Origin of the sequence: Amycolatopsis sp. NPDC051373 (genome assembly GCF_040689465.1) — a bacterium.
Classification (GTDB): domain Bacteria; phylum Actinomycetota; class Actinomycetes; order Mycobacteriales; family Pseudonocardiaceae; genus Amycolatopsis.
In genome coordinates, this window is record NZ_JBFBAE010000003.1 from 435,797 (window position 1) to 461,496 (window position 25,700).

Consider the following 25,700-nt stretch of genomic DNA (forward strand, 5'->3'; position numbering starts at 1 on the left):
GCGGCTCAGTGGAAGCTGTCACCGCACGCGCACGAGCCGGTCGCGTTCGGGTTGTCGATCGTGAAGCCCTGCTTCTCGATCGAGTCGACGAAGTCGATCACGGCCTCGGACACGTACGGAGCGCTCATCCGGTCGACCGCCACGCGCAGACCGTCGAAGTCGCGGAAGAGGTCACCGTCGAGCTCGCGCTCGTCGAAGAACAGCTGGTAGCGCAGGCCCGCGCAGCCACCGGGCTGGACGGCGATGCGCAGGTGCATGTCGTCGCGGCCCTCCTGCTCGAGCAGGGCCTTCGCCTTGACCGCCGCGGCGTCGGTCAAGGTCACGCCGTGGGTCTCCTCGGCGGTCTCGGCCTGCGCCGCACCGGTCTGCTCAGCGGTCGTCATGGCACTCCCTCTAGGTCGAACTCACTGCGGGTACTTCTCGTCCGAAACAGTTCAACTCTCCGGGTACCCGATCTGTTCCCCCTCCATGGTTGCACATCGCACGACCTGCCGAACATCGTCGTGACGCCTGCAATACCCTGGTGAGGTGAGGTTCCTGCGCCGAAGCACCACCAAGACCCCCGCCGACGACGTCGACGCCGACGTGGTCGACCCCGCGTCGACCACCGGGAAGGCGTATACGCCGGGCAAAGGCCGGGCTACACCGTCGCGGCGGGAAGCGGAAGGGCGCAAGCGGGGCCCGGTCGCCCCGCCACCCACCAGCATGCGCGAGGCGATGAAGCGCAACAAGCAGCTCCGCAAGGAGAACCCGGTCAGCAAGGACGACCGCCGGGCGGCCGCCAAGCAGCGCCGCGAACGCATGATGTCGGGTGACGACAAGTACCTGCCCGTGCGCGACCGGGGCCCGGTCAAGGCGTACGTGCGCGACCTCGTGGACTCCCGCCGCAACATCCTGGGCCTGTTCATGCCGCTCGCGATCCTCGTGTTCCTCGCGCTGCTGATCCCGGTTCCCGCGGCGCAGCAGTACATCACCCTCATCTGCATGGCGATGCTGCTGGTCATGGCCATCGAGGGCGTGGTCAACGGCCGCAAGATCTCCCGTCTGGCCCGGGAGCGGTTCCCGAAGGAGCCCACCCGAGGCGTCGGCTGGTACGCTTTCGTGCGCGCGAGCCAGATCCGCAAGCTGCGGGTCCCGAAGCCGCGCCTGCGCCCGGGCGACCCGATCCCCGGCTGAGCGCTTTCGTGACGGCCGCCACACCTTCACGGGTGGGGCGGCCGTTGTCATGTCCGGCTGCTTGCCGGCGAGTACCCGGTGAGCGCTGTGCACGCACCTTGAACGCCGGCGCCGACCATCCGTGAGCACCACCACTTCCCGATCGGGGAGGTTCGTTAGCAACGCGAACAACCTCCGCCTAGGCTGAGCGGCATGGAGTTTCGACGACTCGGCCGCAGCGGCCTCAACATCAGTGAGATCTCCTACGGCAACTGGCTCACCCACGGGTCCCAGGTCGAAGAGGAGCAGGCCCAGGCCTGTATCAAGGCGGCGCTCGACGCCGGAATCACGACCTTCGACACGGCCGACGTGTACGCGAACACGGCGGCGGAGTCGGTGCTCGGGCGGGGCCTGAAGGGCCAGCGCCGGGAGAGCCTCGAGATCTTCACGAAGGTGTTCTGGCCGAGCGGGCCGAAGGGCCAGAACGACAAGGGCCTCTCGCGCAAGCACATCATGGAGTCGGCCACCGCGTCGCTGCAGCGGCTCGGCACCGACTACCTCGACCTCTACCAGGCGCACCGGTTCGACCACAACACGCCGCTCGAAGAGACGATGACCGCGTTCGCCGACCTCGTCCGCCAGGGCAAGGTCCTCTACATCGGCGTCTCGGAGTGGTCGGCCGACCAGATCACGCAGGGCGCGGCGCTCGCGCGTGAGCTGAAGGTGCCGTTCATCTCCAACCAGCCGCAGTACTCGATGCTGTGGCGCGTCATCGAGTCGCAGGTCGTGCCGGCGTCCGAGCGCGAAGGGCTCAGCCAGATCGTCTGGTCGCCGATCGCGCAGGGCGTGCTCACCGGCAAGTACAAGGCCGGCCAGCCCCTGCCCGAGGGTTCGCGCGCGACCGACCAGAACGGCGGCGCGAACATGGTCAAGCGCTTCCTCAACGACGAGACGCTGACCGCGGTCGCCAAGCTGGAGCCGCTGGCCGCGCAGGCCGGACTGAGCATGGCGCAGCTGGCCGTGGCGTGGGTCCTGCAGAACCCGAACGTCGCCTCGGCGATCATCGGCGCCTCCCGCCCGGCGCAGGTGCACGAGAACGTCAAGGCCGCCGGCGTGAAGCTCGACGCCGACCTGCTGACGGCGATCGACGAGGCGCTCGAGTCCGTTGTCGAGCGCGACGCGTCGCTGACCCGCAGCCCGTCGCTGTGATCTGTCCCGCTGGGCAGCCTGTTCAGCGGGACAGCAGCCGCTCGGCCACCGCGAGGTCGTGCGGGTAGGTGATCTTCAGGTTCTCCGCGCCGCCGGGCACCCAGTGCACCGGCAGCGCGGAGAACCGTTCCATGCACGAAGCCGTGTCCGTGCCCAGGAAGCCCTCGGTCTCGGCCTGTTCGTAGGCCGCCAGCAGCGGCTCGGCGCGGAAGCCCTGCGGCGTCTGCACGCGGATCGCGCCCGGCAGCGGCGCGGCGACCGAACCGTCGGCGGCCATCGAGACCACGTCGTCGGCGGCCAGCCCCGGCACTGCGCCGCCGAACTCGCGGGTCCGGGCGAGGACGTCGCCGATCAGAGCGGGAGTCGCGAGCGGGCGGGCGGCGTCGTGGATGAGCACGGCGTCGACGGCGCCCGACTCGATGCGCGGGGCGAGGTGGCGCAGGGCGTTCAACTCGGACCCCTGCCGCGTCGCACCCCCGGTGACGACCTCGACCTTCCCCGGGTGCGCGGCCAGCACCTCGTCGGCCAGCTCGGTGTCCTGCTCGCGGATCACGAGCACCAGCACGCCGACCTCGGGCACCGCGGCGAACGCCGCCAGCGACCACTCCACGACCCGGCGGCCCGCCATCGGCAGGTACACCTTGTTGAGCGCGGCGCCGACCCTCGTGCCGGCGCCGCTGGCCAGCACGACCCCTGCCGCTGTCGTCTCCACGGTCGGCGACCCTACTGGGCCGCGTTCGCCGGGGTGTAGCTGAGGATCACCATCCCGTTGCCGAACACTTCGCTGCCGTTGAACGTGAAGCTCGCCTTCGCGGTGTCGCGGTAAAGCAGCTCGTCGGGCTTGGCCGCACCGGAGATCACGGGGTGCAGCCACACGCGCAGCTCGTCGAGCAGGCCGTTGGCCAGCAGCAGCCGGGTGACATCACCGAAGCCGTACTGCAGGATGTCGCGGTCGGTGCGCTCCTTGACCTCGCGCACCGCGGCCACAGCGTCACCGCCGGCACCGCCGAGCACGTGGCTGTTCGTCCACTGGGGATCGGTCAGCGACGAGGAGACGACGTACTTGTCGATCGAGTTCATCCGGTCGGCGAACAGGTCGGTGCCGGACCGCTGCGGCCACGCGGCGGAGAACCCGTCGTAGGTCTTGCGGCCCATGATGAGGGCGTCGCTGCGATCGAGCTGAGCCTGCGCGGCGGCGGTGGCCTCCTCACTGAAGTAGTCCCAGTGCCAGTCGGCCATGTTGGTGATGTCGCCGTCGAGCGTCATGAACGTGGCGTTGACGATCCTGCCCATCGGGTGCTCCCCTCCGTCCGGTTCCGCCCGAGGTGGGCGGCTCTCGAAGACGCGTCGAACGGTACCGCCGCGGTTCGACACGGTCGCGGAAGTTTTTTCTCCGGCGGCCGGTAGGTTGACCCGTGAGGACTCCCGCGAGAGAAAGGCCTGGCGTGGACGCGGACACCAGCATCGAGTTCGGCGAGATCGAACCACCCAGCGACCAGGCCCGGTCGGCGGCGATCGCCCTGCACGGCAAGCTCGTGAAGCCCGCGGGATCGCTCGGCCGGCTCGAGGAGCTCGGCGTGTGGATCTCGTCGTGCCAGGGCCAGGCGCCGCCGCGGCCGTTCACGCGGCCCCGGGTCGTGGTGTTCGCCGGCGACCACGGCATCGCGAGGAAGGGCGTGTCCGCCTATCCGGCGGAGGTCACGTCGCAGCTCGTCGGCACGATGCTGACCGGCGGCGCGGCCATCAACGTGCTCGCCGCCGCGGCCGGCGCCAGCGTGCGCGTGGTCGACATGGCCGTGGACACCGGAGAGTCGGCCATGCGCTCCATCGGCGAGTACAAGGTCCGCCGCGGCTCCGGCTCGATCGACGTCGAGGACGCCCTCACCGACGACGAGGTGCGCGCGGCCGTGCTCGCCGGCATGAAGGTCGCCGACGCCGAGGTGGACGGCGGCGCCGACCTCCTCATCGCGGGCGACCTGGGCATCGGCAACAGCACCCCGGCGTCCGTGCTGGTCGCCGCGCTCACCGGCACCGAGCCCGTGGCCGTGGTCGGGCGCGGTTCGGGCATCGACGACAACGCGTGGATGCGCAAGGCCACCGCCGTGCGCGACGCGCTGCGCCGCGCCCGCGTGGTCCTCGCCGACCCGCTGGCCCTGCTGCGCACCTCCAGCGGCGCCGACATCGCCGCCATGGCGGGCTTCCTGGCCCAGGCGGCCGTCCGCCGTACCCCGGTCGTCCTCGACGGTCTCGTCGTCTGCGCGGCGGCGATGGTGGCCGAGGAGCTCGCCCCCGGTGCGCGCCGCTGGTGGATGTCCGGCCAGCTCACCGGCGAGCCCGCCCACGCCCTCGCCCTGGAACACCTCGACCTCGGCGCGCTGCTCGACCTCGACGTCCGCCTCGGCGAGGGCACCGGCGCCGTCACCGCGCTGCCGCTGCTGATGATGGCCGCGCGCGTGCTCGCGGAGATGACCACGCACGAGCAGTCCGGAGTGTCCGGCCCGCTTACACCGGTGCCGGCTTCCTGAAGCCAGTCAACGAGAAGGGCCGCCCGGGACGAACCCGGGCGGCCCTTCTCGTGTCCACAGTGGATCAGATCAGCGGACGCATCCAGCCGTCCGGGAAGGCCAGGTCACCTTCCTGCATGCCGACCAGTTCCTCCCGCAGCTTCATGGTGATCGGACCCGGCTGCCCGTCGCCGATCGTGAACTCGCCACCGGCGTGCTTCACGTGCCCGACGGGCGTGATCACGGCCGCGGTGCCGCAGGCGAAGACCTCGGTCAGCTCGCCGGAAGCGGCGGCTTTCTCCCACTCGTCGGTGGAGATCCGGCGCTCCTCGACGCGGTGACCCGCGGTCTCGGCCAGCTGCAGCAGCGACTTGCGCGTGATGCCCGGCAGCAGCGAGCCGGACAGCTCCGGCGTGACCACGCGGGCGTCGGAACCCGAGCCGAAGACGAAGAACAGGTTCATCCCGCCCATCTCCTCGACCCAGCGGCGCTCCACTGCGTCGAGCCACACCACCTGGTCGCAGCCCTGTTCCACGGCCTGCGCCTGCGCCACGAACGACGCCGCGTAGTTGCCGGCGCACTTCGCCGCGCCGGTGCCGCCCGGCGCCGCCCGCACGTACTCCGTGGACAGCCACACGCTGACCGGCTTCACGCCACCGGCGAAGTACGAGCCGGCGGGCGAGGCGATGAGCGTGTACAGGTATTCGGTGGCCGGCTTGTTCACGCCGAGCCCGGTCGAGGTGGAGATCATGAACGGCCGCAGGTAGAGCGAGTCGCCCTTGCGGGTCGGCACCCAGCGCTCGTCGACCGCGATCAGCTCGCGCAACGACTCGAGGAAGACCTCCACGGGCAGCTGCGGCATCGCCAGGCGCTCGGCCGAGGCCTGGAAGCGCTCGGCGTTGGCGTCGGGCCGGAACGCGGCGACCGTGCCGTCGGCCTGGCGGTAGGCCTTGAGGCCTTCGAAGATCGCCTGCCCGTAGTGCAGCACCGACGTGGCCGGGTCGAGGGAGAACGGTTCGTACGGCCCGACCTTGGCGTCGTGCCAGCCGCGCTCCTCGCTCCAGCGCACCGTGACCATGTGGTCGGTGAAGTACAGACCGAACCCGGGCTTGTCGAGTACCTCGGCGACGCGCTCGGGAGTCGCGGGGTTCGGGTGCGGGACTCGGGAGAAGTGCGTCGCTGTCGTCATGGCCCAACTTTAGCGCTTGGTCGGAAGCGCGTTAGTCGGAAGACCTCCTGTTTCACGCGCCGCACACCCGCACGTTCGGTGCGTGAGACGCGGATGCCCTTACGATGGACAGGTGAGCTTCCCAGCGACCTCCCAGGGACGTCGACCCGCACAGCCGGGCGCCGGCCCCGACGTGAAGACCTTCGCGACCGCGGTGCTGCTGACGTTCGGCGTCGGCCTGCTCGGCATGGTGGGCTGGGCGCTGCTGGGCAGCGGCTTCGGCGCTGTTCTCGGCCTCGCCGCGGGCGGTTTCGGCGTCTACTGGTGGCGCAGCCTCCACGGCCAGGTGTTCGCACGGGACCTGCCGACTCGGTCGGTGATCATCCTGCTCGTGGTGAACGTCGTGCTCGCCGCGATCCTGTTGCTCACCGCGGCCTGAGCCTCGGTCCAGGAGTCACAGCAGCGCGGCCGGCAGTTCCGGCGCGGGCCACGACGGGTCCGGCCGGAAGTCCGTGTGCGTGCCGTCGAACGGGAACGCGCCGGCGTCGGCCAATGCCCCGATCCGCTCCCCCTCCGCGCGCAGCCGGTCGAGCTGCCCGGCCGTGAGCCGGCCGGCGGCGAGCGCTTCTTCTGCCTCGTCCTCGTCGTCCCAGCGCCAGCCGATACCGGGTGTCACCACTACGTCGAGCACGCCGTCGATGCGGTCCGGGCCGCTCGCGGTGCGCCCGAGCGGGATCTCGAGATTCACGTACCAGTCGCGGAACGTGCCGTCCGGCTCGAAGAACCACCACACCGAGGACCACTGGCCCTCGGGGATCATCCGCAGCGTCGAGGTGCCGCGCCACGTGTCGGGCACCGGCACACGCGGCACGCGGAAGCGCTCTTCCAGCGGGGCCTCGCGCATCGTGCGGCCGTCGGTGAGCCGGCTGCCGACGATCGGCGTGCCCATCGGGAGCCAGCCGAGCAGCACCTGCCCGTCGTCGGACACCACGCGCAGGGGGTGGTGCTGGCCGATGCTGCCGTCGGGCCGCAGGAAGCGTTCGACGACGGTCTCCCCCGACTCCCAGAGGTGATCACTCGCGGGCATGGGCGTCACGGTAGCGGCGGGCCCGCAGCACCAGCTCCAGCACGGTGCCGAGCCCGGCCACGACCAGCACCGCGTACGGCGTCGCGAACAGCGCCGCGGCCAGCGTGACGACGGCTCCCGCGGCGGCGAGCCAGCCCTTGTCCGGTGCGTACCGCTCGCGGGCGTCGGTGTACGTGGTGAGGGCCGCGGGGACCGTCGCGAGCACGACGACCACGGTGAGCACCGGCTGCAGCTGACCCGCGTCGGCGGCGTAGAGGAGGTCGCGGATCGACGTGGCCGAAAGCCCGAGCCGGTCCGGGCCGAGCTGCACGAGCGCGACGATCGTGACCAGCACCGCGAGCCCGCCGAGCGTCAGCGCGCGCAGGGTGACGCGGTCCGCGGCGACCGGCAGCAGGAACGGCAGCGTGACCACGGCCGCCACGATGACCCCGGCGACGTCCGGCGCGGCGATCGGCGAGGTCGTCACGACCGGGGCCACGACGGCGCACAGCACGATCAGCACCACCGCGGCGGCGATCAGCACGATCGTGAGCCAGCGGACCAAGGCGGCGGGCAGCCGCAGGCCGGCGAAATCGGTCACGGCGACCACGACCACGAGCCCGGCCGCCGCGTACGCGGGTTGCGCCGGGACGACGTACGCGCCGAAGACGATCGCCTGCACAGCCACCAGCGCCAGCCGCGTGATCCCGCCGGTCCAGCGCTCGGCCTGCGTGTCGCCGAGCGGGGGCAGCCGGGCCGTGACACCGGCGGCGATCGCCGCGAGCACGACGCCCGCCAGCACCCAGTAGCCGGCCCCGGCGGCCCCCACCGCCAGCACCACGAGGAGCCCGCCCCCGAGTCGCACGATGGTCCCCTCCCGACGTCCGGCCGCGCTTGTCATTAGCATGGCTCACGATCCGTCCGGGCACGTCGCCCGGTACCACCGCGAACGCGCGAGGAGCCAGAAGTGACCGTGCCGAAGCTTGCCCTGTCCGAGAACACCGAGGCGGCGCTCACCAAGACCCGCGCCGACGTGGTGGTGATCGGCACCCTCCAGGGCGAGGACGGCCCGGTGCTCGCCGCGGGCGCCGCGGGCGCCGACGCCGCGTTCGACGGCAAGCTCACCGAGGTGCTCGCCACGCTCGGCGCCACCGGCAAGGCCGAGCAAGTCGTGAAGCTGCCCACACTGGGCAAGCTCACCGCCGGCGTCGTGCTGGCCGTGGGCCTGGGCAAGGCGACCGACGGTGCCGTGACGGCCGAGCAGGTCCGCCGCGCCGCCGGTGCCGCCGCGCGGGCGCTGGCCGGCACGGAGCGCGCATTCGTCACGCTCTCGGCGCTCGACCTGCAGGCCGCCGTCGAAGGCACCGCGCTCGGCGCGTACACCTTCACCGAGTACCGCTCCTCGAAGGGCGACGCCCCGCTGGCCAAGGCCGACTTCGTCAGCCCGGAGGACGGCACCGCACGCGAGCACAAGGCGACGCTGAAAGCCGCCACCGCCATCGCGGAGTCGGTGATCATCACCCGCGACCTGATCAACACCCCGCCCAACGACCTGTTCCCGGCCTCGTTCGCCGACCGCGCGAAGAAGCTCGCCGAGGACAACGGCCTCGACTTCGAGGTGCTCGACGAGAAGCAGCTGAAGCGCAAGGGCTTCGGCGGCATCCTGGGCGTCGGCGGCGGTTCCGAGCGTCCGCCGCGTCTGCTGCGCGTGGGCTGGAAGCCGGCCAAGGCGAGCAAGCGCGTGGCGCTGGTCGGCAAGGGCATCACGTTCGACTCGGGCGGCATCTCGATCAAGCCTGCCGCGGGCATGGACCACATGACCTCGGACATGTCCGGTGCCGCCGCGGTGCTGGCGTCGGTCGTGCTGGCCGCGAAGCTGAAGTACCCGCTCGAGGTCACCGCGCACATCCCGCTGGCGGAGAACCTGCCGTCGGGCAGCTCCTACCGTCCGGGCGATGTCCTGACCATGTACGGCGGCAAGACCGTCGAGGTCCTCAACACCGACGCCGAGGGCCGCCTGGTCCTGGCCGACGCGATGGTGCGCGCCGCCGAGGAGAACCCCGACTACCTCATCGAGACCGCCACCCTCACCGGCGCGCAGGTCGTGGCGCTCGGCAACCGCACCGCCGGTGTGATGGGCTCCGACGAGTTCCGTGACCGCGTCGCGGGCATCATGCAGGCCACCGGCGAGGGCGGCTGGGCCATGCCGCTGCCCGAGGAGCTGCGCGCCGACCTCGACTCCCGCCTGGCCGACCTGGCCAACGTCACGGGCCACCGCTGGGGCGGCATGCTCGCGGCCGGCCTGTTCCTCAAGGAGTTCGTGGCCGAGGGCCTGCCGTGGGCCCACATCGACGTCGCGGGCCCCGCCTTCAACACCGGCGGCCCCTGGGGCTACACCGGCAAGGGCGGCACGGGCGTCCCCGTCCGCACCATCGCCGCCGTCCTGGCCGACATCGCCGACCGCGGCTGACCCGTTCTCGACGCCAGGCCCCTCACCGCGCGCGGTGGGGGGCCTTCTTTTGTGGCACCCTCGCGACCATGGACCGTGACGCCTACCTCGAAGCCGCGATCCGCGACGTCCTCACCGCCGACGAGCCGGCCCTCGATCGCCGCGTCGGGCACACCGCCCTGCTGCTGGCCACGGCGGGCGCCGACGCCGACCGGCTCGTCACGCACTGGCGCGCGGTCACGGGCCGCCCGGCCACGCAACTCGCCGACGACGCCGTGCGGGCGCGCGCGTGGGCGATGCTGTTCGAGGCGCGTGGCGACCGTCCACAGTGGGCGGACGAACTCATCCCGCTCGACCTCGACGCGGAAGAGCAGGCGCACCAAGCCTTCCTGACCCGCCGGGTGTCCGATCTGGACGATGTCCTCGACGGCTCCCCCGTCGCGGGCGTCGTGTCCGCCCTCGCCCCGGGCCGTCCCGACCGCGTCCGCACGGCCCTGGCGGAGGGCGACCTCGGGGCGTGGGCGGAGCTCGTTGCCTCTCACCCGGCCCCAGACGTCGCCGCACTGGCCGCGACGCGCGCGATCGCCTCACGGGTCGTCGCCGGCGCCGATCCACTCGACCTCGGACCGGACTGGCCCGATCAGTGCGCCGGCGCCCTGATCGCCGCGCTGCGCGAGCGCTACCCGACGCAGCCGGACAGCTGGCCGGAGCTCGTCGCGGCGATCATGCGCGAACGCGGCCAGACGGCTCCGCCACCGGCGTCCGAAGAAGACCTCCAAGAGGCCGAACGCCGGCTCACCACGACACTGCCCGCCGACTACCGCGAGTTCCTCCGCACGACGAACGGCCTCCCCGACGACGTCACCTTCCCGCGCCTGCTGCCCGCGCAGGAACTGCGCGCCGACAACGGTGTCGTCATCGTCTCCGACCCCGCACTCGTGCTGCTGACCGCGACCGGCCACGCCGTGGAGGTCGACCTCGCGTTCGGCAGCACCGCGCACCCGACATTCCGCGCGCTGCTCGAACACCACCTCGGCCTGCTCGAAGCGAGCCGCTAGACCTGGCCGCGCTTCTTCCGCTCCGTGTATTCACGCATGCGCTTGGGGTAACCGACCCGCGACACCTCATACACGGGAATCGACCGCTTCTCGCCGAAGTGCAGTGCCGCCTGGAGACTGCCGATGCGCCGACGGGTCCACTCGCCGTCGTGGGCGATGAGGACCACAGTGGCTTCCGTCACGGTGGTGCGGGGCTCGACGTAGGCCTCCACGCCACGCCGCGATGCGGCCCATTCCTCCAGGTGACGGGTGTCTTCGGAGGTGGCCTTGCGCATCGTTCCCGGACGTCTGCCGCCTCGGCCTCGCCGACGCAGCGAGTCGAAGATCCCCACTCCGACCACCTCTCTTCCTGCAGGAGTACGAACTCCATTATTCCCACGATCAGGTGTGGTCGGTGTCGCACGGCCGGGTTGGTCGGCCGGATCGGCGTAGTGACAAGATGGCTGGTGTCGCGCGCGCGGTTATACCGGGGCTGCGCGACGACCGAGCTTCACCCCTACACCGCTGCCGAGGAGTTATTGAAGTGAGCGACACCTCCGCCGACCTTGTGATCCTGGGAGGCGGATCGGGCGGCTACGCCGCGGCTTTCCGCGCGGCCGAGCTGGGCCTTTCCGTCACGCTGATCGAGAAGGACAAGCTGGGCGGGACCTGCCTGCACCGTGGGTGCATCCCGACCAAGGCCCTGCTCCACGCCGCCGAAGTCGCCGACGAAACTCGCGAATCGGAGTCGGTCGGGGTCAAGGCCGTGTTCGAAGGCATCGACATCGCCGGGGTCAACAAGTACAAGGACGGCGTCGTCGCCCGCCTGTACAAGGGCCTGCAGGGTCTGGCCAAGGCCCACAAGGTCAACCTGGTCGAGGGCACCGGCACCTTCGTCGGCGGCACGACCGTCGAGGTCGAGGGCACCCGCTACACGGGCAAGAATGTCATCCTCGCCACCGGTTCGTACTCGCGGACCCTGCCCGGTCTGGAGCTCGGCGGCCGGATCATCGCCAGCGAGCAGGCGCTCGCGCTCGACTGGGTGCCGAAGAAGGTCGTGGTGCTCGGCGGCGGCGTGATCGGCGTGGAGTTCGCGAGCGTCTGGGCCTCCTTCGGCGTCGACGTCACCGTGGTCGAGGCCCTGCCGCGCCTGGTGCCCGCCGAGGACGAGTTCGCGTCCAAGCAGCTCGAGCGCGCGTTCCGCCGCCGAAAGATCGCCTTCAAGACGGGCGTGCGGTTCACCGGCGCGAAGCAGGACGACAACGGCGTGAGCGTGTCCCTGGAGTCCGGCGAGACCATCGACGCTGACCTGCTGCTGGTCGCCGTCGGCCGCGGCCCGAACTCCGCGGGCCACGGCTACGAGGAGGCCGGCGTCAAGATCGACCGCGGCTTCGTCCTCACCGACGACCGCCTGCGCACGAACCTGCCGAACGTCTACGCCGTCGGCGACATCGTGCCGGGCCTGCAGCTGGCCCACCGCGGCTTCCAGCAGGGCATCTTCGTCGCCGAGGAGATCGCCGGGCTCGCCCCGCGCGTGATCGACGAGAAGGGCATCCCGCGCGTCACTTACTCGCACCCCGAGGTCGCCTCGGTCGGGCTCACCGAGTCGCAGGCCAAGGAGAAGTACGGCAACGACGTCACCACCTACACCTACGACCTCGGCGGCAACGGCAAGAGCCAGATCCTCAAGACCTCCGGTGGCGTGAAGCTGGTCAAGGCGCCCGACGGCCCGGTCGTCGGCGTGCACATGGTGGGCGACCGCGTCGGCGAGCTGATCGGCGAAGCGCAGCTGGTCTACAACTGGGAGGCGTTCCCGGAGGACGTCGCCCCCCTCATCCACGCGCACCCCACCCAGACCGAGGCCCTCGGTGAAGCGTTCCTCGCCCTCGCGGGCAAGCCGCTGCACGTGCACAGCTGACGTCTCACCAGCACAATCCAAACCTACGTCTTACAGATCAAGGGAGTCAGCGAACGATGGCCTACTCCGTCACGTTGCCGGAGCTCGGTGAGAGCGTCACTGAAGGCACCGTCACCCGGTGGTTGAAGCAGGAAGGCGACACCGTCGCGGTCGACGAGCCGTTGCTCGAGATCTCCACCGACAAGGTCGACACCGAAGTCCCGTCCCCCGTGGCCGGCACCCTGGTGAAGATCAGCGCCGGTGAGGACGAGACCGTCGAGGTCGGCGGCGAGCTCGCGGTGATCGACGACGGCACCGGCGGCGTCCCCGCCGCTGCCGAGCCGGCCGCCGCGCCCGCGCAGGAAGCCGCTCCGGAGCCGCAGGCGGCGCCCGAGCCCGAGCCGACGCCGGCGCCCGCCGCGCAGGCTCCTCAGGCCGAGGCCCCGTCGCGTCCGGACACCGCGCCGGCGTCTGGTGGCCAGGGCACCGAGGTGAAGCTGCCCGAGCTGGGCGAGAGCGTCACCGAGGGCACCGTGACCCGCTGGCTCAAGCAGGTCGGCGACCCGGTCGAGGTCGACGAGCCGCTGCTCGAGATCTCCACGGACAAGGTCGACACCGAGGTCCCGTCGCCGGTCGCCGGCACGGTGCTCGAGATCCGCGCCGGTGAGGACGAGACCGTCGAGGTCGGTGGGGTTCTCGCGGTGATCGGTGACGCGGGTGCGGCTCCGGCCGCCGCCCCGGCGCCCGCCGCTCCGGCCCCGGCTGCCCCGGCTCCGGCCCCGGTTCAGGAGAGCAAGCCCGCTCCTGCGCCGGCGCCTGCCGCGCCCGCCCCGGCTGCTCCGGCTCCGGCTGCTCCGGCTCCGGCCGCTCCGGCTCCGGCCGCTGCCGCCCCGGCCGCCAAGGCCGAGGACAACGGTTCGGCCGACGGCCCGTATGTCACGCCGCTGGTGCGCAAGCTCGCGTCCGAGCACGACATCGACCTGGCGACGCTGACCGGCAGCGGTGTCGGCGGCCGCATCCGCAAGCAGGACGTGCTCGCGGCGGCCGAGGCCAAGCAGAAGGCGGCCGCGCCGGCGCCCGCGGCTGCTGCCCCGGCCCCGGCTGCGCAGGCCCCGGCTCCCGCCGCGGCTGCCCCGTCGGCTCCGGCCGCGGTCTCGCCGGACATCGCCGCCCTGCGCGGCACGGTGCAGAAGGCCAGCCGGATCCGGCAGATCACGGCCACCAAGACCCGCGAGTCGCTGCAGGTTTCCGCGCAGCTCACGCAGGTGCACGAGGTGGACGTGACGAAGATCGCCAAGCTGCGCCAGCGCGCGAAGGCGGCCTTCCGCGAGCGCGAGGGCGTGAACCTCACGTTCCTGCCGTTCTTCGCGAAGGCCACCGTCGAGGCGCTCAAGCAGCACCCGAACGTCAACGCGTCCTACAACGAGGACACGAAGGAGATCACCTACCACGGCGCCGTGCACCTGGGCATCGCGGTGGACACCGACCGCGGCCTGCTGTCGGTCGTGATCCACGACGCGGGTGAGCTGAGCCTGGCCGGTCTCGCGCACCGCATCGCCGACCTGGCGGCGCGGGCCCGGGCCAACCACATCAAGCCGGACGAGCTGACCGGTGGCACCTTCACCGTCACGAACATCGGCAGCAACGGCGCCCTGTTCGACACGCCGATCATCGTGCAGCCGCAGTCCGGCATGCTCGGCACCGGCGCCGTCGTGAAGCGCCCGGTCGTCGTGTCCGACGCTGAGGGCAACGACACGATCTCCGTCCGCTCGATGGTGTTCCTGCCGCTGACCTACGACCACCGCCTGGTCGACGGCGCCGACGCCGGCCGCTTCCTCACGACGATCAAGCAGCGTCTGGAAGAGGGCAAGTTCGAGGACGAGCTCGGCCTCTGACGCGGTAGCCGGTCTGTCGAAGGCCCCGCACTCCCCCAGGGGTGCGGGGCCTTCGCCGTTCTCGAGTGTCCGATGTAGACGGTCGGCCGCGGTCCGCCGTGGCGGGACCGGGGGCCGGGCTGGGACACTGGCGGTGCCACGGTCACCCCCGTCCTGTCCATTCCGGACGGTCCCGCACGGGGTCGCCGACCACGGGCCGGGGGTGCGGAACACGCACGGATAGGACACGATCTCAGGCATGCGGGTACTCATCGCGGGGTCCGGCGGGCTCATCGGCACGGCACTGGCGGCGCGGCTGCGCTCGGCCGGCCACGACGTGCGCCGCCTCGTGCGGCGCACCGCGCGGGCGGCCGACGAACACGGCTGGGACCCGCCGTCGGCGCGGATCGACGAGGGCGCGTTCGACGGGGTCGACGCCGTCGTGAACCTCTGCGGCGCGCCTCTGCTGCCGGGCCGCTGGAGCGCGATGCGCAAGCAGGTGCTGCTCGACAGCCGCGTCGAGCCCACCGAGGTGCTCGCCGAAGCCGTGGCCGAACACGGCGTGAAGGTGCTCGTGAACGCCTCCGCGGTCGGGTTCTACGGCAACACCGGTTCCCGCGTGGTCGACGAAACCGCCGGTACGGGCACGGGTTTCCTGGCTGAGCTCTGCACGGCGTGGGAAGGCGCGACCGCCCCCGCCGCCACGGCCGGCGCCCGCGTGGTGCTCGTCCGCACCGGCCTCGTGCTCGCGCGCAAGGGCGGCCTGCTCGACGTGCTGCGGCCGCTGTTCGGCTTCGCCCTCGGCGGCCGCCTCGGCGACGGCCGCCAGTTCATGCCGTGGATCTCGCTCGACGACGAGGTCGGCGCCCTCGTCCACGCGCTGGAGCACGAAACGCTGGCCGGCCCGGTCAACCTCGCCGGCCCCGCGCCCGCCACCAACGCCGAGTTCACGAAAGCCCTCGGCCAAGCCCTGCACCGGCCCGCGCCGTGGTGGGTTCCGGGGGTCGCGCTGAAGCTCGCGCTCGGGCAGGCCGGCGAGGAAATGGCGTTGTACGGCCAGCGCGCCGTCCCGAGGCGGCTGGAGCACACGGGTTACGAGTTCCGCCACCGCACTCTGGAGAGCGCGCTGGCCGCGGCGACATGACCGTGCCGCGCGTCCGCTGGGTCGTGACCGGTGTGGTGCTGTTCGCCGCGTTCCTCGCGCTCGGCCTGCTCGTCGACCGGCAGCCGCTGCAGTTCGACACGGAGGTCGCGAACGTGTTGCGCGGCCAGGACACCCGCCCGGCCGGGCTGGTCGCGGGGGTCGTCACGAACGTCCTCGGTCCCGTGCTGCCCTGGGTGCTGGGCGTGGCGCTGCTCGCACTGGCGTTGCGGGACCGCTCGAAGCTGTCGTTGTGCGTGCGGCTGGCTGTGGTGCTGGTGCTGTGCCGGCTGACGAGCGTGACGTTCAAACCCGTGTTCCTGCGCCAGCGTCCGCGCGAGTACCCGGACCTGAGCTACCCCAGCGGCCACGTCGTCGCGGTGGCCTCGACCGGACTGGTCGTGGTGCTCGTGTGTGGCTGGTTCGCGCCGCGGTTCGTCCGGTGGGCGGTGGGGATCACCGTGGCCGCGACCGTCGTGGCGGCGGCCTGCCGGGTCGTGCTGGGTGTGCATTGGGTCACGGACACCGTCGGCGCCGCGCTCGCGGTGCTGGGAATGGGCCTGGTGTCGGCGACGGCACTTCGGCTCGTGCCCTTTCGCAGGCCTGACGGGCGTAGCCTCGACGAGTGAGTTCTTCGACCGATTCCTGCCGTGCCGCCACCGAACCCGTCGTAGTCCGGGAGCTCGGCACGATCGACTACACCGAGGCCTGGGACCTGCAGCGCGAGATCCTCACCGCGCGCGCCGACCAGACCGGACCGGACACCCTGCTGCTGCTGGAGCACCCGTCGGTCTACACCGCGGGCAAGCGCACGGAGCCCGAGGATCGGCCGGCCGACGGCACCCCGGTGATCGACGTGGACCGCGGCGGCAAGATCACGTGGCACGGCCCCGGCCAGCTCGTCGGTTACCCGATCATCGAGCTCGCCGACCCGATCGACGTCATGCATTACGTGCGCCGCCTCGAGGAGGCGCTGATCGTGGTGTGCGAGCGGCTCGGTGTGCACACCGGCCGCGTCGAGGGCCGCAGCGGCGTGTGGATCGCGGCCGACGACCGCGGGATCGAGCGCAAGATCGCCGCGATCGGCATCCGCGTGCAGCGCGGCGTGACCATGCACGGCCTCGAGTTGAACTGCAACGCCGACCTCGGCGCGTTCGACTCGATCGTGCCGTGCGGCATCCGCGACGCCGGCGTCACTTCGCTGTCCTACGAACTGCAGCGCGACATCACCGTGGCGGAGGTGCTGCCGATGGTGCGCGACGCCGTGCTGGCCGCGCTAGAAGGTGAGCTGGTCGTGCGTGACGACCGCTGGCTGCCGCGCCCGGAAGCGCCTTCGGCGCCGGGCGTCACCTTCGCCCTGCAGAACTGAGAACTCGTGAGGGGCCGCGCTGCGTTCGAACAAGAACCGAACCGGCGCCGCCCCTCACGAGCAAGTCACAGCTGCGGTGCCACGTCCGAGGCGATGAACTCGAGGTGGTCCAGGTCCTGCAGGTCGAGAACCTGCAGGTAGAGCCGCGTGATACCCGTCTTCTCGCGCCACTGCCCGATGCGGTCGACGACCTGGGCCGCCGTGCCGGCCAGGCCGGACTCGCGCAGCTCAGCGAGGTCACGGCCGATGGCTCCGGCCCGGCGCGCCACCTCGGCGTCGTCGCGGCCGATCGCGACGGTGAGCGCCACCGAACGCAGGATCTCCTTGGGGTCGCGGCCCACGGCCTCGGCCGCGGCGGCCACGCGCTCGAACTGCGCCAGCGCGGCTTCCGGGCTCGCGAACGGCAGGTTGAACTCGTCGGCGAAGCGCGCGGCCAGCTCGGGCGTGCGCTTCTTGCCCCCGCCACCGATGATCACGGGCGGCGCGGGCGACTGCGCCGGCTTCGGCAGCGCGGGCGAGTCGACGACGGTGTAGTGCTCACCGGAGAACGAGAACGTCTCGCCCACCGGCGTCTTCCACAAGCCGGTGATGATCTCCAGCTGCTCGGCGTAGCGGTCGAAGCGCTCCTTCAGCGGCGGCAGCGTGAGCGCGTAGGCGGTGTGCTCGGTGTCGAACCAGCCCGCGCCGAGACCGAACTCCACGCGCCCGCCCGACATCTGGTCGACCTGCGCCACGGAGATCGCGAGCGGGCCGGGGTGGCGGAACGTCGCGGCGGTGACGAGCGTGCCGAGCCGGATCCGCTTGGTCTCACGGGCGAGCCCGGCCAAGGTGATCCACGCGTCGGTGGGCCCGGGCAGGCCGTCGCCGTCGCCCATCTTCAGGTAGTGATCGCTGCGGAAGAACGCGTCGAAACCGGCGGCCTCGGTCGCCTTGGCGACGCGCAGGAGGTCGTCGTACGTGGCGCCCTGCTGGGGCTCCGTGAAGATCCTCAAGTCCATGGCGCCAGCCTAGCCACGGAGCCGCTCAGCTCGCGGCCGGTCGCTCCCCCGCTTCGCCGGGCTGACGCAGGCGCAGCAGCATCCGCACGATCACGCCTTCGATCTGCTCACCGATCTTCTTCGGGTCGGTCGCGCTCGCGATCTCCGTGGCCGCGGACGACAGCGCGCCGAACAGGAGCCGCGCGGTGATGTCGACCGGCACGGGCTCGACCTCGCCGGCGTCCACGAGCGACTGCAGGCCCGCCCGCACGAGCCCGAAGCTGCACTGCTCCTCGGCCTCACGCCAGCGTTCCCAGCCCATCACCACCGGCGCCTCGTGGATCGCGATGCGCTGGTAGGCCGGGTCGAGGCAGCTCTTGATGAACGCGTTGAGCGCGCCCAGCACCCGTTCCCACGGCGTGCCGGGGCCGGTCATGATCTTCTCCAGCCGGTCGTAGACCAGGCTTTCCACGGAGTCGAACGCGGCTTCGAACAGGGCTTGCTTGCCGCTGAAGTGGTGGTACAGCGCGCCCTTCGTCACGCGGGCGCGTTTGGCCACCTCGTCGAGCGAGGTACCCGCGTAACCGCGTTTCGTGAACAGCTCGACGGCGCTGTCGACCAGGGCGGATCGTGTGGACTCCGAGTAGTCGAGTCGTCTGGACCTCATTGTCGGCACCCTCACAACCTTACGCCGGACGGCGATCTCCATACCCATGGTATGTTCACTGCGTCAGGTCCGTACCGGGAGTATGCCGCAAACTCGCGGTACGACCCGGGCCACGGAAGGGGAGCCCACACCATGAGCTGGACCGACTTCTACCGACGCCGGGAGATCCTCGAGGCGGCCGTGCGCCACGCGCAGCGCACCCCCGGTGAGCCGCTCATTCTCGCCGAGATCCCCGGCGCCACCGACGTTTTCGGCTGTGAAGAGAACCTGCTACTGGCGCTGCAGTACAAGTGGACGCAGGTGCTCGGGGGGCACCTGCGCGCCGAGCTGGCCGACCCGGAGGACGCCGCGGCCGACGGCGTCGGCGACCAGGTCGACGCCGTTTCCCGCGCGTGGCGGCGCGCGCAGTCCGAGCACGAGACGCTTCGTGCGGTACTCGACGGCGCGCTGACCCGGCACCCGTCGCTGGTGAACCTGCACGAGGGCGAGCTGCGCACACTGGCGCTCACGGCCGGGCTGGCCGGGCCCGGCGAGCCCACCGAGGAGATCACCCGCGTCGGCTACGCCTTCGATTCGCTGGTGCGCGCCGGCAGTGACCGCTCGGACCGCGCGGCCTGCCCGGTGCGGCGGCGCAGCCCCATGGGACACCTCATGCGCCTGCTCGCACCCAGCGCGTGACCGCGTAGTTACAGGCGTGTAGTTAGGTGAACCCCATGAACCGACGCTGGACCGAGGCCGACCTGGCCGACCAGACCGGCCGGACCGTCCTGGTCACCGGCGCCAACTCGGGCCTCGGTCTGCGCACGGCGGAGGTCCTCGCCGGCCGCGGCGCGCGGGTGCTGCTCGCGTGCCGTTCGGCCGAGCGCGGTGCCGCCGCTCTCGAGCGTGTGCGTTCGGTGGCCTCCGGTGCCGCGCCGGAGCTCGTGCAGTTGGATCTGGCCGACCTCGCGTCGGTGCGCAAGGCGGCCACGTCGGTGCGCGAGCGGACCGGTGACGCGCTTGACGTGCTCGTGAACAACGCCGGCCTCATGGGCACGCCCCAGGGCCGGACGGCCGACGGCTTCGAGCTGCAGTTCGGCACCAACTACCTCGGGCCGGCCGCGCTCACGTGGCTGCTCATGCCCGCGCTACGCGGCGGCACGGCGGCACGCGTGGTCACGCTCTCCAGCATCGCCGCGACGGGCGCGCGAATCCGGCTGGCGGACCCGAACTTCGAGCACGGCCGATTCCACACGGCCGCCGCCTACGGGCAGTCGAAGCTCGCGGACCAGATCTTCGGGCTGGAGCTCGACCGGCGGCTGCGCGCGGCCGCCTCCCCGGTGATCAGCGTGCTCGCCCACCCCGGCTACACATCGACCGGCCTGCAGCCCGCCATGGCGAAGTCGTACAGCAACGCCGTCGTCCGCAACGTCATGCAGGGGACCATGTGGCTCGGCAACTTGCTGGTGGGCCAGGACATCGCGCACGGCGCCCTGCCGCAGCTCTACGCGGCCACGCAGCCCGACGTCGAGGGCGGCGACTACTACGGCCCCGACCGGCTGTCCGGCTCCCGCGGCCACCCCACCAAGGTGCGCCCGCTCGCTGCCGCCCGCGACCTCGCGACTGCGACCGCATTGTGGGACTTGACGGCCCGCTTGACGAACGTCACGCCCGACCCGCAGTAGGCGATTCGCCCGGTACCGCGGGCGTAGTGTGGTGGACGTGACTGCTGCGCCTGAAGGGCGGAAGTTGCTGCGGCTGGAGGTCCGCAACAGCGAGACGCCGATTGAGAAGAAGCCGTCGTGGATCAGGACGAAGGTGCGGATGGGGCCGGAGTTCACCGAGCTGAAGGGCTTGGTGCGCAGGGAGGGTCTGCACACTGTCTGCGAGGAAGCGGGCTGTCCCAATATCTACGAGTGCTGGGAAGATCGCGAGGCGACGTTCCTGATCGGTGGGGACCAGTGCACGCGCCGCTGTGATTTCTGCCAGATCGACACGGGTAAGCCCGCCGAGCTGGACCGCTCGGAGCCGCGCAAGGTGGCGGAGTCGGTGCAGGCTATGGGGTTGCGGTATTCGACCGTCACGGGTGTCGCGCGTGATGACTTGGATGATGGCGGGGCTTGGTTGTATGCGGAGACCGTGCGGCAGATTCACGAGCTGAACCCGGGTACGGGTGTGGAGTTGCTGATCCCGGACTTCAATGCCGATCCCGGGCAGTTGGCTGAGGTGTTCGGTTCGCGGCCGGAGGTTTTGGCGCACAACGTGGAGACGGTGCCGCGGATCTTCAAGCGCATCCGTCCGGGGTTCCGCTACGCGCGTTCACTGGAGGTCATCACGAAGGCCCGTGAGGCGGGGTTGGTGACGAAGTCGAACTTGATCCTCGGGATGGGCGAGACGCCCGATGAGGTCGGGTCGGCGATGCGGGACTTGTACGAGGCGGGTTGCGAGATTCTGACGATCACGCAGTATCTGCGGCCGTCGCCGCGGCACCATCCGGTGGACCGGTGGGTGAAGCCGGAGGAGTTCGTGGTGCACTCCCAGGCGGCTGAGGCGCTCGGGTTCAGCGGTGTGATGGCGGGACCGCTCGTGCGCTCCTCCTACCGGGCGGGCCGGTTGTACGCGCAGACCAAGGCCCACCGTGGTGAGGAGCTGCCGGAGAACCTGGCGCACCTGGCCGAGCAGGGCCCCGCAGCGCAAGAGGCCAGCTCGCTGCTCGCACGCTGACCGGCGTTTGATTCGCGAAGGGCCCGCTCACCTCGAGCGGGCCCTTCGTCGTTCCCGGCCCCTACGGGCAGTCCCTGGGAAGTCCCCCAAGTCGGGCGGAGCGCCGTGACGGAGTCCAAAGAATCCGTAAAGTGACCTTGTGGCTCTGGTAACGGATCTCCTGAACTGGCTGCACGGACTCCCGGAACCGGGCCTTGTCGCCGCGGCCGGCGGGCTCGTGTTCGCCGAGTGCACCATCGGCCTGGGGTTCATCGCTCCCGGCGAGTCGGCGCTGCTCATCGCGGCCACGACAGCGACCACGACACCACGGTTCCTCACGCTGTGGGCCGTGGTCACGGTGTGCGCGGCGCTCGGCGACTCCGTCGGCTACGCGCTCGGCCGCCGGTTCGGACCACGGCTGCGCGAGACGAAGCTGATCCGCAAGTACGGCCTCGACGCGTGGGACAAGGCCGCCGGCGTGCTGGAGCGGCGCGGCGCGTGGGCAGTGTTTTTCGCGCGGTTCCTGCCGGTGTTGCGGACGTTGACGCCGGCCGCCGCGGGCGCGTCACGGCTGCCGTTCCGGAAGTTCCTGCCCGCGACGGCCGCGGGGGCGTTGTGCTGGTCACTCGCGCACATCAGCCTCGGCGCGGCGCTCGGCGAGGCGGCCAAGAAGGTAGAGGGCGCGTTCAGCACGGGCTTCCTCGTGGCGGCGGCGGTGGTCGTCGGGGTGCTGGTGTTCTTCCTGGTGCGCATGAAGAAGCGCAAAGCACTGGCACCCGAGGAGACCGAGGAACCCGTCCGCGTCGCCGAGTGATCCGGTGCGGCATCACACGTCCGTGACGCCGCCGTGAGCGCTCACGCTTACTACATTCGGCGGTATGACCCCACTCGATCTCCCCGGGCCGGTGGCGTTCGTGCTCGGCGGCGGAGGGAGCCTGGGCGCGCTGCAGGTCGGGATGCTGCGCGCGCTGGACGAAGCCGGCGTGACACCCGACCTCGTGGTCGGCACGTCGGTGGGTTCACTCAACGCGGCCGTGCTGGCGCTGCCCGGCGCCGACCGGCTCGGGCGCCTGCACGACATCTGGAAGCACATGACGAAGCACGAAGCCTTTCCCGGCGGCGTGTTCAGCCAGGTGCGCACGCTTCGCCACAGCAAGACGAACCTGTTCCCCAACACGGGTCTCACGAAGATCATCGACGACCACCTCGGCCCCGGCCGGCGCTTCGAGGACCTGGAGCTCCCGCCCGGCGTGGTGACCACGGACGTCGACACGGCCGAGCCGGTGCTGTTCCGCACGGGGCCGGTGCGCGAGCCGTTGCTGGCCAGCTGCGCCATCCCGGGGATCTACCCGCCGGTGGACTACGACGGCCGGCTGCTCTACGACGGCGGCCTGGTGGCCAACGTGCCGATGCGCCAGGCGCTCGCAATGGGCGCTCGCTCGCTGGTGGTCCTGGATTGCGCGTTTCCGGGCAAGATGCCCGGTGCGCCGCACACGTTCGCCGAGGTGATGATGTTCACCGCGTTGATCAGCATGCGCAATCAGGCGGCGCTGGAGGCTCCCGCGGCGGCGCGGCGCGCGCCTGTGGTCTACCTGCCCGGGCCGGCACCCGTGCGCGTCAGCCCGCTGGACTTCACGAAGACGGACCAGCTCGCCGACGAGGCCCACCATTCGGCCCGTGACTACCTGAAGGAACTGGTCGTCGACGGCCCCGGTCTCTACGGTGCGCCAGGGCTCGTCACAGGGTGATCCACGCCACTGCGATGCACCTATCCGCTGCGTGGCGCGTCCTCCTGATCGCGTAGTTTTGGAATAGAAGATGCCTGCCGGCCCGCGATACCCCGCAAAAGAGACAAAATGTTCCCGAAGAAGACTTTCCTTTCGGTTGCCGGAATTCTCGCGGCAACCCTGCTGGTTTCGGCCTGTTCCTCCGGTGGGGACACCGGCGGCAGCGCGTCGCCCGTGACCCCCGGTGGCACGAGCGCGGCCACGGACGCGACTCCGGCGACGGTGTCGATCGACCCGGCCAACGCCACCGGCATCAGCCCGACCACGCCGATCGTCGTCAAGGCCGCCAACGGCAAGCTGACCGACGTGACGGTGACCAACTCCAAGGGGAAGACGGTCGCCGGCAAGCTCGCGACGGACGGCTCCAGCTGGACCAACACCGAGGTGCTCGGTTACGCCGGCACCTACAAGGTCGTCGCGCACGCCCAGGGCACCGACGGCAAGCAGGTGGAGAAGGACGGTGACATCACCACTGTGTCGCCGAAGAAGCAGGCGAACGCGAACCTGATCCCGGCGCCGTCGGCCGTGAAGTCCACCGGCGTGGGCGTGGGGCAGCCGATCGTGTTCAGCTTCGGCACCGCGGTGAAGAACAAGGCCGCCGTGGAGAAGGCGCTGTCGGTGCAGTCGTCGCCGCAGCAGGACGGCAGCTGGTACTGGATGGACGACAAGAACGTCCACTACCGGCCGAAGGAGTACTGGCAGCCGAACACCACGCTGACCGTCACGGCGAAGATCTACGGTGTCGACTTCGGCAACGGCGTGTTCGGCGCCGAGGACCGCACCGAGACGTACAAGGTGCACGACTCCTGGATCGCCAAGGCGGACGGCAACACCGAGCAGATGCAGATCTTCCACAACGGCTCCATGGTGAAGTCCATGCCGATCTCCATGGGCAAGGACGCCACGCCGACCCACCTCGGCCCGCACGTGATCTCGGACAAGCAGGCCAACTACACGATGGACTCCTGCACCTACGGCGTCTGCCCGCCCGACCCGAAGGCCTACCGCTCCAACGAGAAGTGGTCCGAACGCATCTCGAACGACGGGGAGTTCGTGCACGAGAACCCGAACAGCGTCGGCCAGCAGGGCAGCTCCAACGTGTCCCACGGCTGCATCAACCTGAACGCCGCCAACGCCGAATGGTTCTTCCAGAACTTCGGCCTCGGCGACGTCGTGGAGGTCACCAACTCGGGCGGCCCGCAGCTCCCCGTGTGGGACCTGTACGGCGACTGGTCCAAGTCCTGGACGGACTGGCAGAAGGGCTCAGCTCTCTGAGCCTTGGAGGGCCTCCGCTTCGGGGTGAGGCTCGCGGGTGACGGACTGGCGGAAGGCGCCGGAGCGATTGTTGCTCCGGCGCCTTTCTCGTCGTCTGGGGGTGTCGAGTGGGCTCTGTGCCGGGCATTCTTGTCCCGCCCGTGAAGGAGGTACGTAGTTGCCTGCACGGATTTTCATGCTCTCCTGCGCTTCTGTCCGCGCGCGGCACGACGTGCGCAAGGGAACGAGCTATGCACCGTCGTTGGCGTCGCGCAGGGAACGGATCATGCTCTGCAGGATCCGGAACGCGCCTGACTGCTCGGCCTCGGTCATGCCGGCCAGCATTGTGACCTCGACGGACCGGACGGCCACGGTCGCCTTCTCAAGGCTCCGCCGGCCGCGAGGCGTGAGCCGCGTGGGAAGAACCTTTCCGACGGGTGCCTCCGCGGGCCTGGTCACGTAGCCCTCTCGTTCCAGCGTCTGGAGCAGCACATTCATCGTCTGCCGTGTCACGAACGCGCCCCGCGCGAGCTCGGAGTTCGACAAGCCCGGTCGTTGTGCCAGCAGCTCGAGGCAGGAGTAGTGCGTCACGCTCATCCCGAGCGGCCGCAGCACCTCCTCCATGGCCGCGCGAAGGACGCTCGACGCCTCCTTCAGCAGGTAGCCCAGTGACGTCTCCAGGTCAACGCCGACACCGTCTTGACTCATGTCAGCATTCTGACATAGATTGCCCCGTGTCAGAAAGCTGACACGAAACTATGGAGTGTCATCATGCCCGCCACCGGCCCCGACTTCATCTCGCTCCAAGCGCGCGACCTCGATGCTTCACAGGCGTTCTACGAGCAGTACCTCGGCCTCGTCCGCTCGTCGGCCGGACCTCCGCACGCCGTCGTCTTCGAGACGAAGCCGATCGCGTTCGCACTCCGCGACGTCGTTCCCGGCACCGATCTCGCATCCGTTGCCCAGCCCGGCATCGGTGCCGCGATCTGGCTCCACGCCACAGACGTCCAGGCCATTCACGATGCTCTCGTCGCCGACAACCACACCATCGTCTCCGCGCCGATCGACGGCCCCTTCGGCCGGACATTCACCTTCGCGGACCCCGACGGCTACCGAATCACTCTCCACGACCGCACCTGACAAGCCCAACACCACCGGACGACCATCGGCCCCCGCAGACCGCGGTTGCGCCCGAAACGCGAGAACCCGGGCGAAGTTCGTCTGCCCCGCGGTGATCACCTGTCCGGCTCTTCACCCCTGGGGCGGGCGGAGTGCGACGTCGAGCCGCGCGGTCGTGACCGCCGGCGCCGCCGGGGGCGGTCCGTTAGACCAGCCGGCGGTCGGTCGAAAAGGGTCGGGAAATAGAGTCAGGCCCCGGGAGAACCGTGAAGATTCTCGACCGGGGCCTACTCTAAGTAAGTTCGGCGGCGTCCTACTCTCCCACAACCCTTCGGTTGCAGTACC

General features: G+C 70.7%; 28 protein-coding genes. 18 read left to right on the forward strand and 10 right to left on the reverse strand.

Going from position 1 to position 25,700, the window contains the following annotated elements; translation table 11 throughout:
- Positions 1 to 5: 5 nt before the first annotated feature.
- The gene (locus AB0383_RS08140; RefSeq protein WP_220237940.1) at positions 6 to 383 is read right to left on the reverse strand and encodes an iron-sulfur cluster assembly accessory protein; all 378 of its coding nucleotides are present in this window, start codon (positions 381 to 383) and stop codon (positions 6 to 8) included.
- A 145-nt stretch (positions 384 to 528) separates the two neighbouring features.
- On the opposite strand from AB0383_RS08140, the gene AB0383_RS08145 reads away from it, so the two are divergent.
- Positions 529 to 1,176, forward strand: a complete 648-nt coding sequence (locus AB0383_RS08145; protein WP_364179566.1) for a DUF3043 domain-containing protein — start codon at positions 529 to 531, stop codon at positions 1,174 to 1,176.
- A gap of 192 nt (positions 1,177 to 1,368) precedes the next feature.
- On the forward strand, positions 1,369 to 2,364 hold the full coding sequence (locus AB0383_RS08150) for an aldo/keto reductase family protein (RefSeq protein ID WP_366185966.1): 996 nt from the start codon (positions 1,369 to 1,371) through the stop codon (positions 2,362 to 2,364).
- 22 nt (positions 2,365 to 2,386) lie between these two features.
- Here AB0383_RS08150 and AB0383_RS08155 read toward each other — a convergent pair whose 3' ends face one another.
- Both AB0383_RS08155 and AB0383_RS08160 read right to left on the reverse strand, forming a co-directional pair.
- Positions 2,387 to 3,076 carry an IspD/TarI family cytidylyltransferase gene (locus AB0383_RS08155; protein ID WP_364179570.1) on the reverse strand — a complete coding sequence of 230 codons (690 nt, stop codon included), beginning with the start codon at positions 3,074 to 3,076 and terminating at the stop codon, positions 2,387 to 2,389.
- A gap of 11 nt (positions 3,077 to 3,087) precedes the next feature.
- Positions 3,088 to 3,657 carry a dihydrofolate reductase family protein gene (locus AB0383_RS08160; protein WP_364179571.1) on the reverse strand — a complete coding sequence of 190 codons (570 nt, stop codon included), beginning with the start codon at positions 3,655 to 3,657 and terminating at the stop codon, positions 3,088 to 3,090.
- A gap of 152 nt (positions 3,658 to 3,809) precedes the next feature.
- Between AB0383_RS08160 and cobT the strand changes: the two genes are divergently transcribed.
- A complete protein-coding gene (gene cobT, locus AB0383_RS08165; protein WP_364179573.1) occupies positions 3,810 to 4,889 on the forward strand; it encodes a nicotinate-nucleotide--dimethylbenzimidazole phosphoribosyltransferase in 1,080 nt (359 codons plus the stop codon).
- A 64-nt stretch (positions 4,890 to 4,953) separates the two neighbouring features.
- On the opposite strand, the gene AB0383_RS08170 is transcribed toward cobT, so the two are convergent.
- Positions 4,954 to 6,057, reverse strand: a complete 1,104-nt coding sequence (locus AB0383_RS08170) for a branched-chain amino acid aminotransferase (protein ID WP_364179575.1) — start codon at positions 6,055 to 6,057, stop codon at positions 4,954 to 4,956.
- 112 nt (positions 6,058 to 6,169) lie between these two features.
- Here AB0383_RS08170 and AB0383_RS08175 point away from each other — a divergent pair, with 112 nt between their 5' ends.
- A complete protein-coding gene (locus AB0383_RS08175) occupies positions 6,170 to 6,475 on the forward strand; it encodes a hypothetical protein (protein ID WP_364179577.1) in 306 nt (101 codons plus the stop codon).
- 15 nt (positions 6,476 to 6,490) lie between these two features.
- Here AB0383_RS08175 and AB0383_RS08180 read toward each other — a convergent pair whose 3' ends face one another.
- Positions 6,491 to 7,123, reverse strand: coding sequence for a DUF402 domain-containing protein (locus AB0383_RS08180; protein ID WP_364179579.1), 633 nt, complete (start codon positions 7,121 to 7,123; stop codon positions 6,491 to 6,493).
- Positions 7,110 to 7,967, reverse strand: a complete 858-nt coding sequence (locus AB0383_RS08185) for a sulfatase (RefSeq protein ID WP_364179580.1) — start codon at positions 7,965 to 7,967, stop codon at positions 7,110 to 7,112. Before AB0383_RS08185 ends, AB0383_RS08180 begins: the two co-directional genes overlap by 14 nt.
- Before the next feature lie 102 nt (positions 7,968 to 8,069).
- Between AB0383_RS08185 and AB0383_RS08190 the strand changes: the two genes are divergently transcribed.
- Both AB0383_RS08190 and AB0383_RS08195 read left to right on the forward strand, forming a co-directional pair.
- Positions 8,070 to 9,572 carry a leucyl aminopeptidase gene (locus AB0383_RS08190; RefSeq protein ID WP_364179582.1) on the forward strand — a complete coding sequence of 501 codons (1,503 nt, stop codon included), beginning with the start codon at positions 8,070 to 8,072 and terminating at the stop codon, positions 9,570 to 9,572.
- A gap of 68 nt (positions 9,573 to 9,640) precedes the next feature.
- Complete coding sequence (locus tag AB0383_RS08195; RefSeq protein ID WP_366185970.1) at positions 9,641 to 10,609, forward strand: SMI1/KNR4 family protein; 969 nt, start codon at positions 9,641 to 9,643, stop codon at positions 10,607 to 10,609.
- On the opposite strand, the gene AB0383_RS08200 is transcribed toward AB0383_RS08195, so the two are convergent.
- Positions 10,606 to 10,950, reverse strand: coding sequence for an oxidoreductase (locus AB0383_RS08200; RefSeq protein ID WP_220237928.1), 345 nt, complete (start codon positions 10,948 to 10,950; stop codon positions 10,606 to 10,608). The two genes, AB0383_RS08195 and AB0383_RS08200, sit on opposite strands and share 4 nt — an antisense overlap.
- Before the next feature lie 182 nt (positions 10,951 to 11,132).
- Here AB0383_RS08200 and lpdA point away from each other — a divergent pair, with 182 nt between their 5' ends.
- The 5 genes from lpdA (at position 11,133) to lipB (ending at position 16,869) form a co-directional block, all read left to right on the forward strand.
- A complete protein-coding gene (gene lpdA / locus AB0383_RS08205; protein ID WP_364179586.1) occupies positions 11,133 to 12,506 on the forward strand; it encodes a dihydrolipoyl dehydrogenase in 1,374 nt (457 codons plus the stop codon).
- A gap of 56 nt (positions 12,507 to 12,562) precedes the next feature.
- Complete coding sequence (gene sucB / locus AB0383_RS08210; protein WP_366185973.1) at positions 12,563 to 14,380, forward strand: 2-oxoglutarate dehydrogenase, E2 component, dihydrolipoamide succinyltransferase; 1,818 nt, start codon at positions 12,563 to 12,565, stop codon at positions 14,378 to 14,380.
- A gap of 238 nt (positions 14,381 to 14,618) precedes the next feature.
- The gene (locus tag AB0383_RS08215) at positions 14,619 to 15,503 is read left to right on the forward strand and encodes a TIGR01777 family oxidoreductase (protein WP_366185975.1); all 885 of its coding nucleotides are present in this window, start codon (positions 14,619 to 14,621) and stop codon (positions 15,501 to 15,503) included.
- The gene (locus AB0383_RS08220; protein ID WP_366185977.1) at positions 15,500 to 16,129 is read left to right on the forward strand and encodes a phosphatase PAP2 family protein; all 630 of its coding nucleotides are present in this window, start codon (positions 15,500 to 15,502) and stop codon (positions 16,127 to 16,129) included. The genes AB0383_RS08215 and AB0383_RS08220 overlap by 4 nt, the downstream gene beginning before the upstream one ends.
- Positions 16,126 to 16,869 carry a lipoyl(octanoyl) transferase LipB gene (gene lipB, locus AB0383_RS08225; protein ID WP_366185979.1) on the forward strand — a complete coding sequence of 248 codons (744 nt, stop codon included), beginning with the start codon at positions 16,126 to 16,128 and terminating at the stop codon, positions 16,867 to 16,869. The genes AB0383_RS08220 and lipB overlap by 4 nt, the downstream gene beginning before the upstream one ends.
- A 65-nt stretch (positions 16,870 to 16,934) precedes the next feature.
- On the opposite strand, the gene AB0383_RS08230 is transcribed toward lipB, so the two are convergent.
- A complete protein-coding gene (locus tag AB0383_RS08230) occupies positions 16,935 to 17,867 on the reverse strand; it encodes an LLM class F420-dependent oxidoreductase (protein ID WP_364179596.1) in 933 nt (310 codons plus the stop codon).
- Positions 17,868 to 17,892: 25 nt separating this feature from the next.
- The gene (locus AB0383_RS08235; RefSeq protein WP_366185981.1) at positions 17,893 to 18,513 is read right to left on the reverse strand and encodes a TetR/AcrR family transcriptional regulator; all 621 of its coding nucleotides are present in this window, start codon (positions 18,511 to 18,513) and stop codon (positions 17,893 to 17,895) included.
- Positions 18,514 to 18,645: 132 nt separating this feature from the next.
- Here AB0383_RS08235 and AB0383_RS08240 point away from each other — a divergent pair, with 132 nt between their 5' ends.
- The 6 genes from AB0383_RS08240 to AB0383_RS08265 all read left to right on the forward strand — a co-directional run bounded on the left by AB0383_RS08240 (position 18,646) and on the right by AB0383_RS08265 (position 24,257).
- Positions 18,646 to 19,191, forward strand: a complete 546-nt coding sequence (locus AB0383_RS08240) for a hypothetical protein (RefSeq protein WP_366185983.1) — start codon at positions 18,646 to 18,648, stop codon at positions 19,189 to 19,191.
- A 35-nt stretch (positions 19,192 to 19,226) separates the two neighbouring features.
- A complete protein-coding gene (locus AB0383_RS08245; protein ID WP_366185985.1) occupies positions 19,227 to 20,177 on the forward strand; it encodes an oxidoreductase in 951 nt (316 codons plus the stop codon).
- 37 nt (positions 20,178 to 20,214) lie between these two features.
- Positions 20,215 to 21,216 (forward strand): lipoyl synthase, encoded by a 1,002-nt coding sequence (lipA, locus tag AB0383_RS08250; RefSeq protein ID WP_366186027.1) that lies wholly within the window; start codon positions 20,215 to 20,217, stop codon positions 21,214 to 21,216.
- A gap of 139 nt (positions 21,217 to 21,355) precedes the next feature.
- A complete protein-coding gene (locus AB0383_RS08255; protein ID WP_364190699.1) occupies positions 21,356 to 22,009 on the forward strand; it encodes a DedA family protein in 654 nt (217 codons plus the stop codon).
- Between the two features lie 64 nt (positions 22,010 to 22,073).
- Positions 22,074 to 22,943 (forward strand): patatin-like phospholipase family protein, encoded by an 870-nt coding sequence (locus AB0383_RS08260; protein WP_364190702.1) that lies wholly within the window; start codon positions 22,074 to 22,076, stop codon positions 22,941 to 22,943.
- A gap of 108 nt (positions 22,944 to 23,051) precedes the next feature.
- Positions 23,052 to 24,257, forward strand: coding sequence for an Ig-like domain-containing protein (locus tag AB0383_RS08265; RefSeq protein WP_364190704.1), 1,206 nt, complete (start codon positions 23,052 to 23,054; stop codon positions 24,255 to 24,257).
- A gap of 228 nt (positions 24,258 to 24,485) precedes the next feature.
- On the opposite strand, the gene AB0383_RS08270 is transcribed toward AB0383_RS08265, so the two are convergent.
- A complete protein-coding gene (locus AB0383_RS08270) occupies positions 24,486 to 24,944 on the reverse strand; it encodes a MarR family transcriptional regulator (RefSeq protein ID WP_364190707.1) in 459 nt (152 codons plus the stop codon).
- Positions 24,945 to 25,007: 63 nt separating this feature from the next.
- Here AB0383_RS08270 and AB0383_RS08275 point away from each other — a divergent pair, with 63 nt between their 5' ends.
- On the forward strand, positions 25,008 to 25,376 hold the full coding sequence (locus AB0383_RS08275) for a VOC family protein (RefSeq protein WP_366185988.1): 369 nt from the start codon (positions 25,008 to 25,010) through the stop codon (positions 25,374 to 25,376).
- The last annotated feature ends 324 nt before the right edge of the window (positions 25,377 to 25,700 follow it).

Coding starts and splice junctions, on each gene's coding strand:
- AB0383_RS08230 (WP_364179596.1), bottom strand. CDS start 17,867: ATGGACTTGAGGATCTTCACGGAGCCCCAGCAGGGCGCCACGTACGAC.
- AB0383_RS08170 (WP_364179575.1), bottom strand. CDS start 6,057: ATGACGACAGCGACGCACTTCTCCCGAGTCCCGCACCCGAACCCCGCG.
- AB0383_RS08220 (WP_366185977.1), top strand. CDS start 15,500: ATGACCGTGCCGCGCGTCCGCTGGGTCGTGACCGGTGTGGTGCTGTTC.
- AB0383_RS08260 (WP_364190702.1), top strand. CDS start 22,074: ATGACCCCACTCGATCTCCCCGGGCCGGTGGCGTTCGTGCTCGGCGGC.
- AB0383_RS08265 (WP_364190704.1), top strand. CDS start 23,052: ATGTTCCCGAAGAAGACTTTCCTTTCGGTTGCCGGAATTCTCGCGGCA.
- AB0383_RS08245 (WP_366185985.1), top strand. CDS start 19,227: ATGAACCGACGCTGGACCGAGGCCGACCTGGCCGACCAGACCGGCCGG.
- AB0383_RS08180 (WP_364179579.1), bottom strand. CDS start 7,123: ATGCCCGCGAGTGATCACCTCTGGGAGTCGGGGGAGACCGTCGTCGAA.
- AB0383_RS08195 (WP_366185970.1), top strand. CDS start 9,641: ATGGACCGTGACGCCTACCTCGAAGCCGCGATCCGCGACGTCCTCACC.
- AB0383_RS08150 (WP_366185966.1), top strand. CDS start 1,369: ATGGAGTTTCGACGACTCGGCCGCAGCGGCCTCAACATCAGTGAGATC.
- sucB (WP_366185973.1), top strand. CDS start 12,563: ATGGCCTACTCCGTCACGTTGCCGGAGCTCGGTGAGAGCGTCACTGAA.
- AB0383_RS08160 (WP_364179571.1), bottom strand. CDS start 3,657: ATGGGCAGGATCGTCAACGCCACGTTCATGACGCTCGACGGCGACATC.
- AB0383_RS08215 (WP_366185975.1), top strand. CDS start 14,619: ATGCGGGTACTCATCGCGGGGTCCGGCGGGCTCATCGGCACGGCACTG.
- AB0383_RS08275 (WP_366185988.1), top strand. CDS start 25,008: ATGCCCGCCACCGGCCCCGACTTCATCTCGCTCCAAGCGCGCGACCTC.
- AB0383_RS08240 (WP_366185983.1), top strand. CDS start 18,646: ATGAGCTGGACCGACTTCTACCGACGCCGGGAGATCCTCGAGGCGGCC.
- AB0383_RS08235 (WP_366185981.1), bottom strand. CDS start 18,513: ATGAGGTCCAGACGACTCGACTACTCGGAGTCCACACGATCCGCCCTG.
- AB0383_RS08270 (WP_364190707.1), bottom strand. CDS start 24,944: ATGAGTCAAGACGGTGTCGGCGTTGACCTGGAGACGTCACTGGGCTAC.
- AB0383_RS08140 (WP_220237940.1), bottom strand. CDS start 383: ATGACGACCGCTGAGCAGACCGGTGCGGCGCAGGCCGAGACCGCCGAG.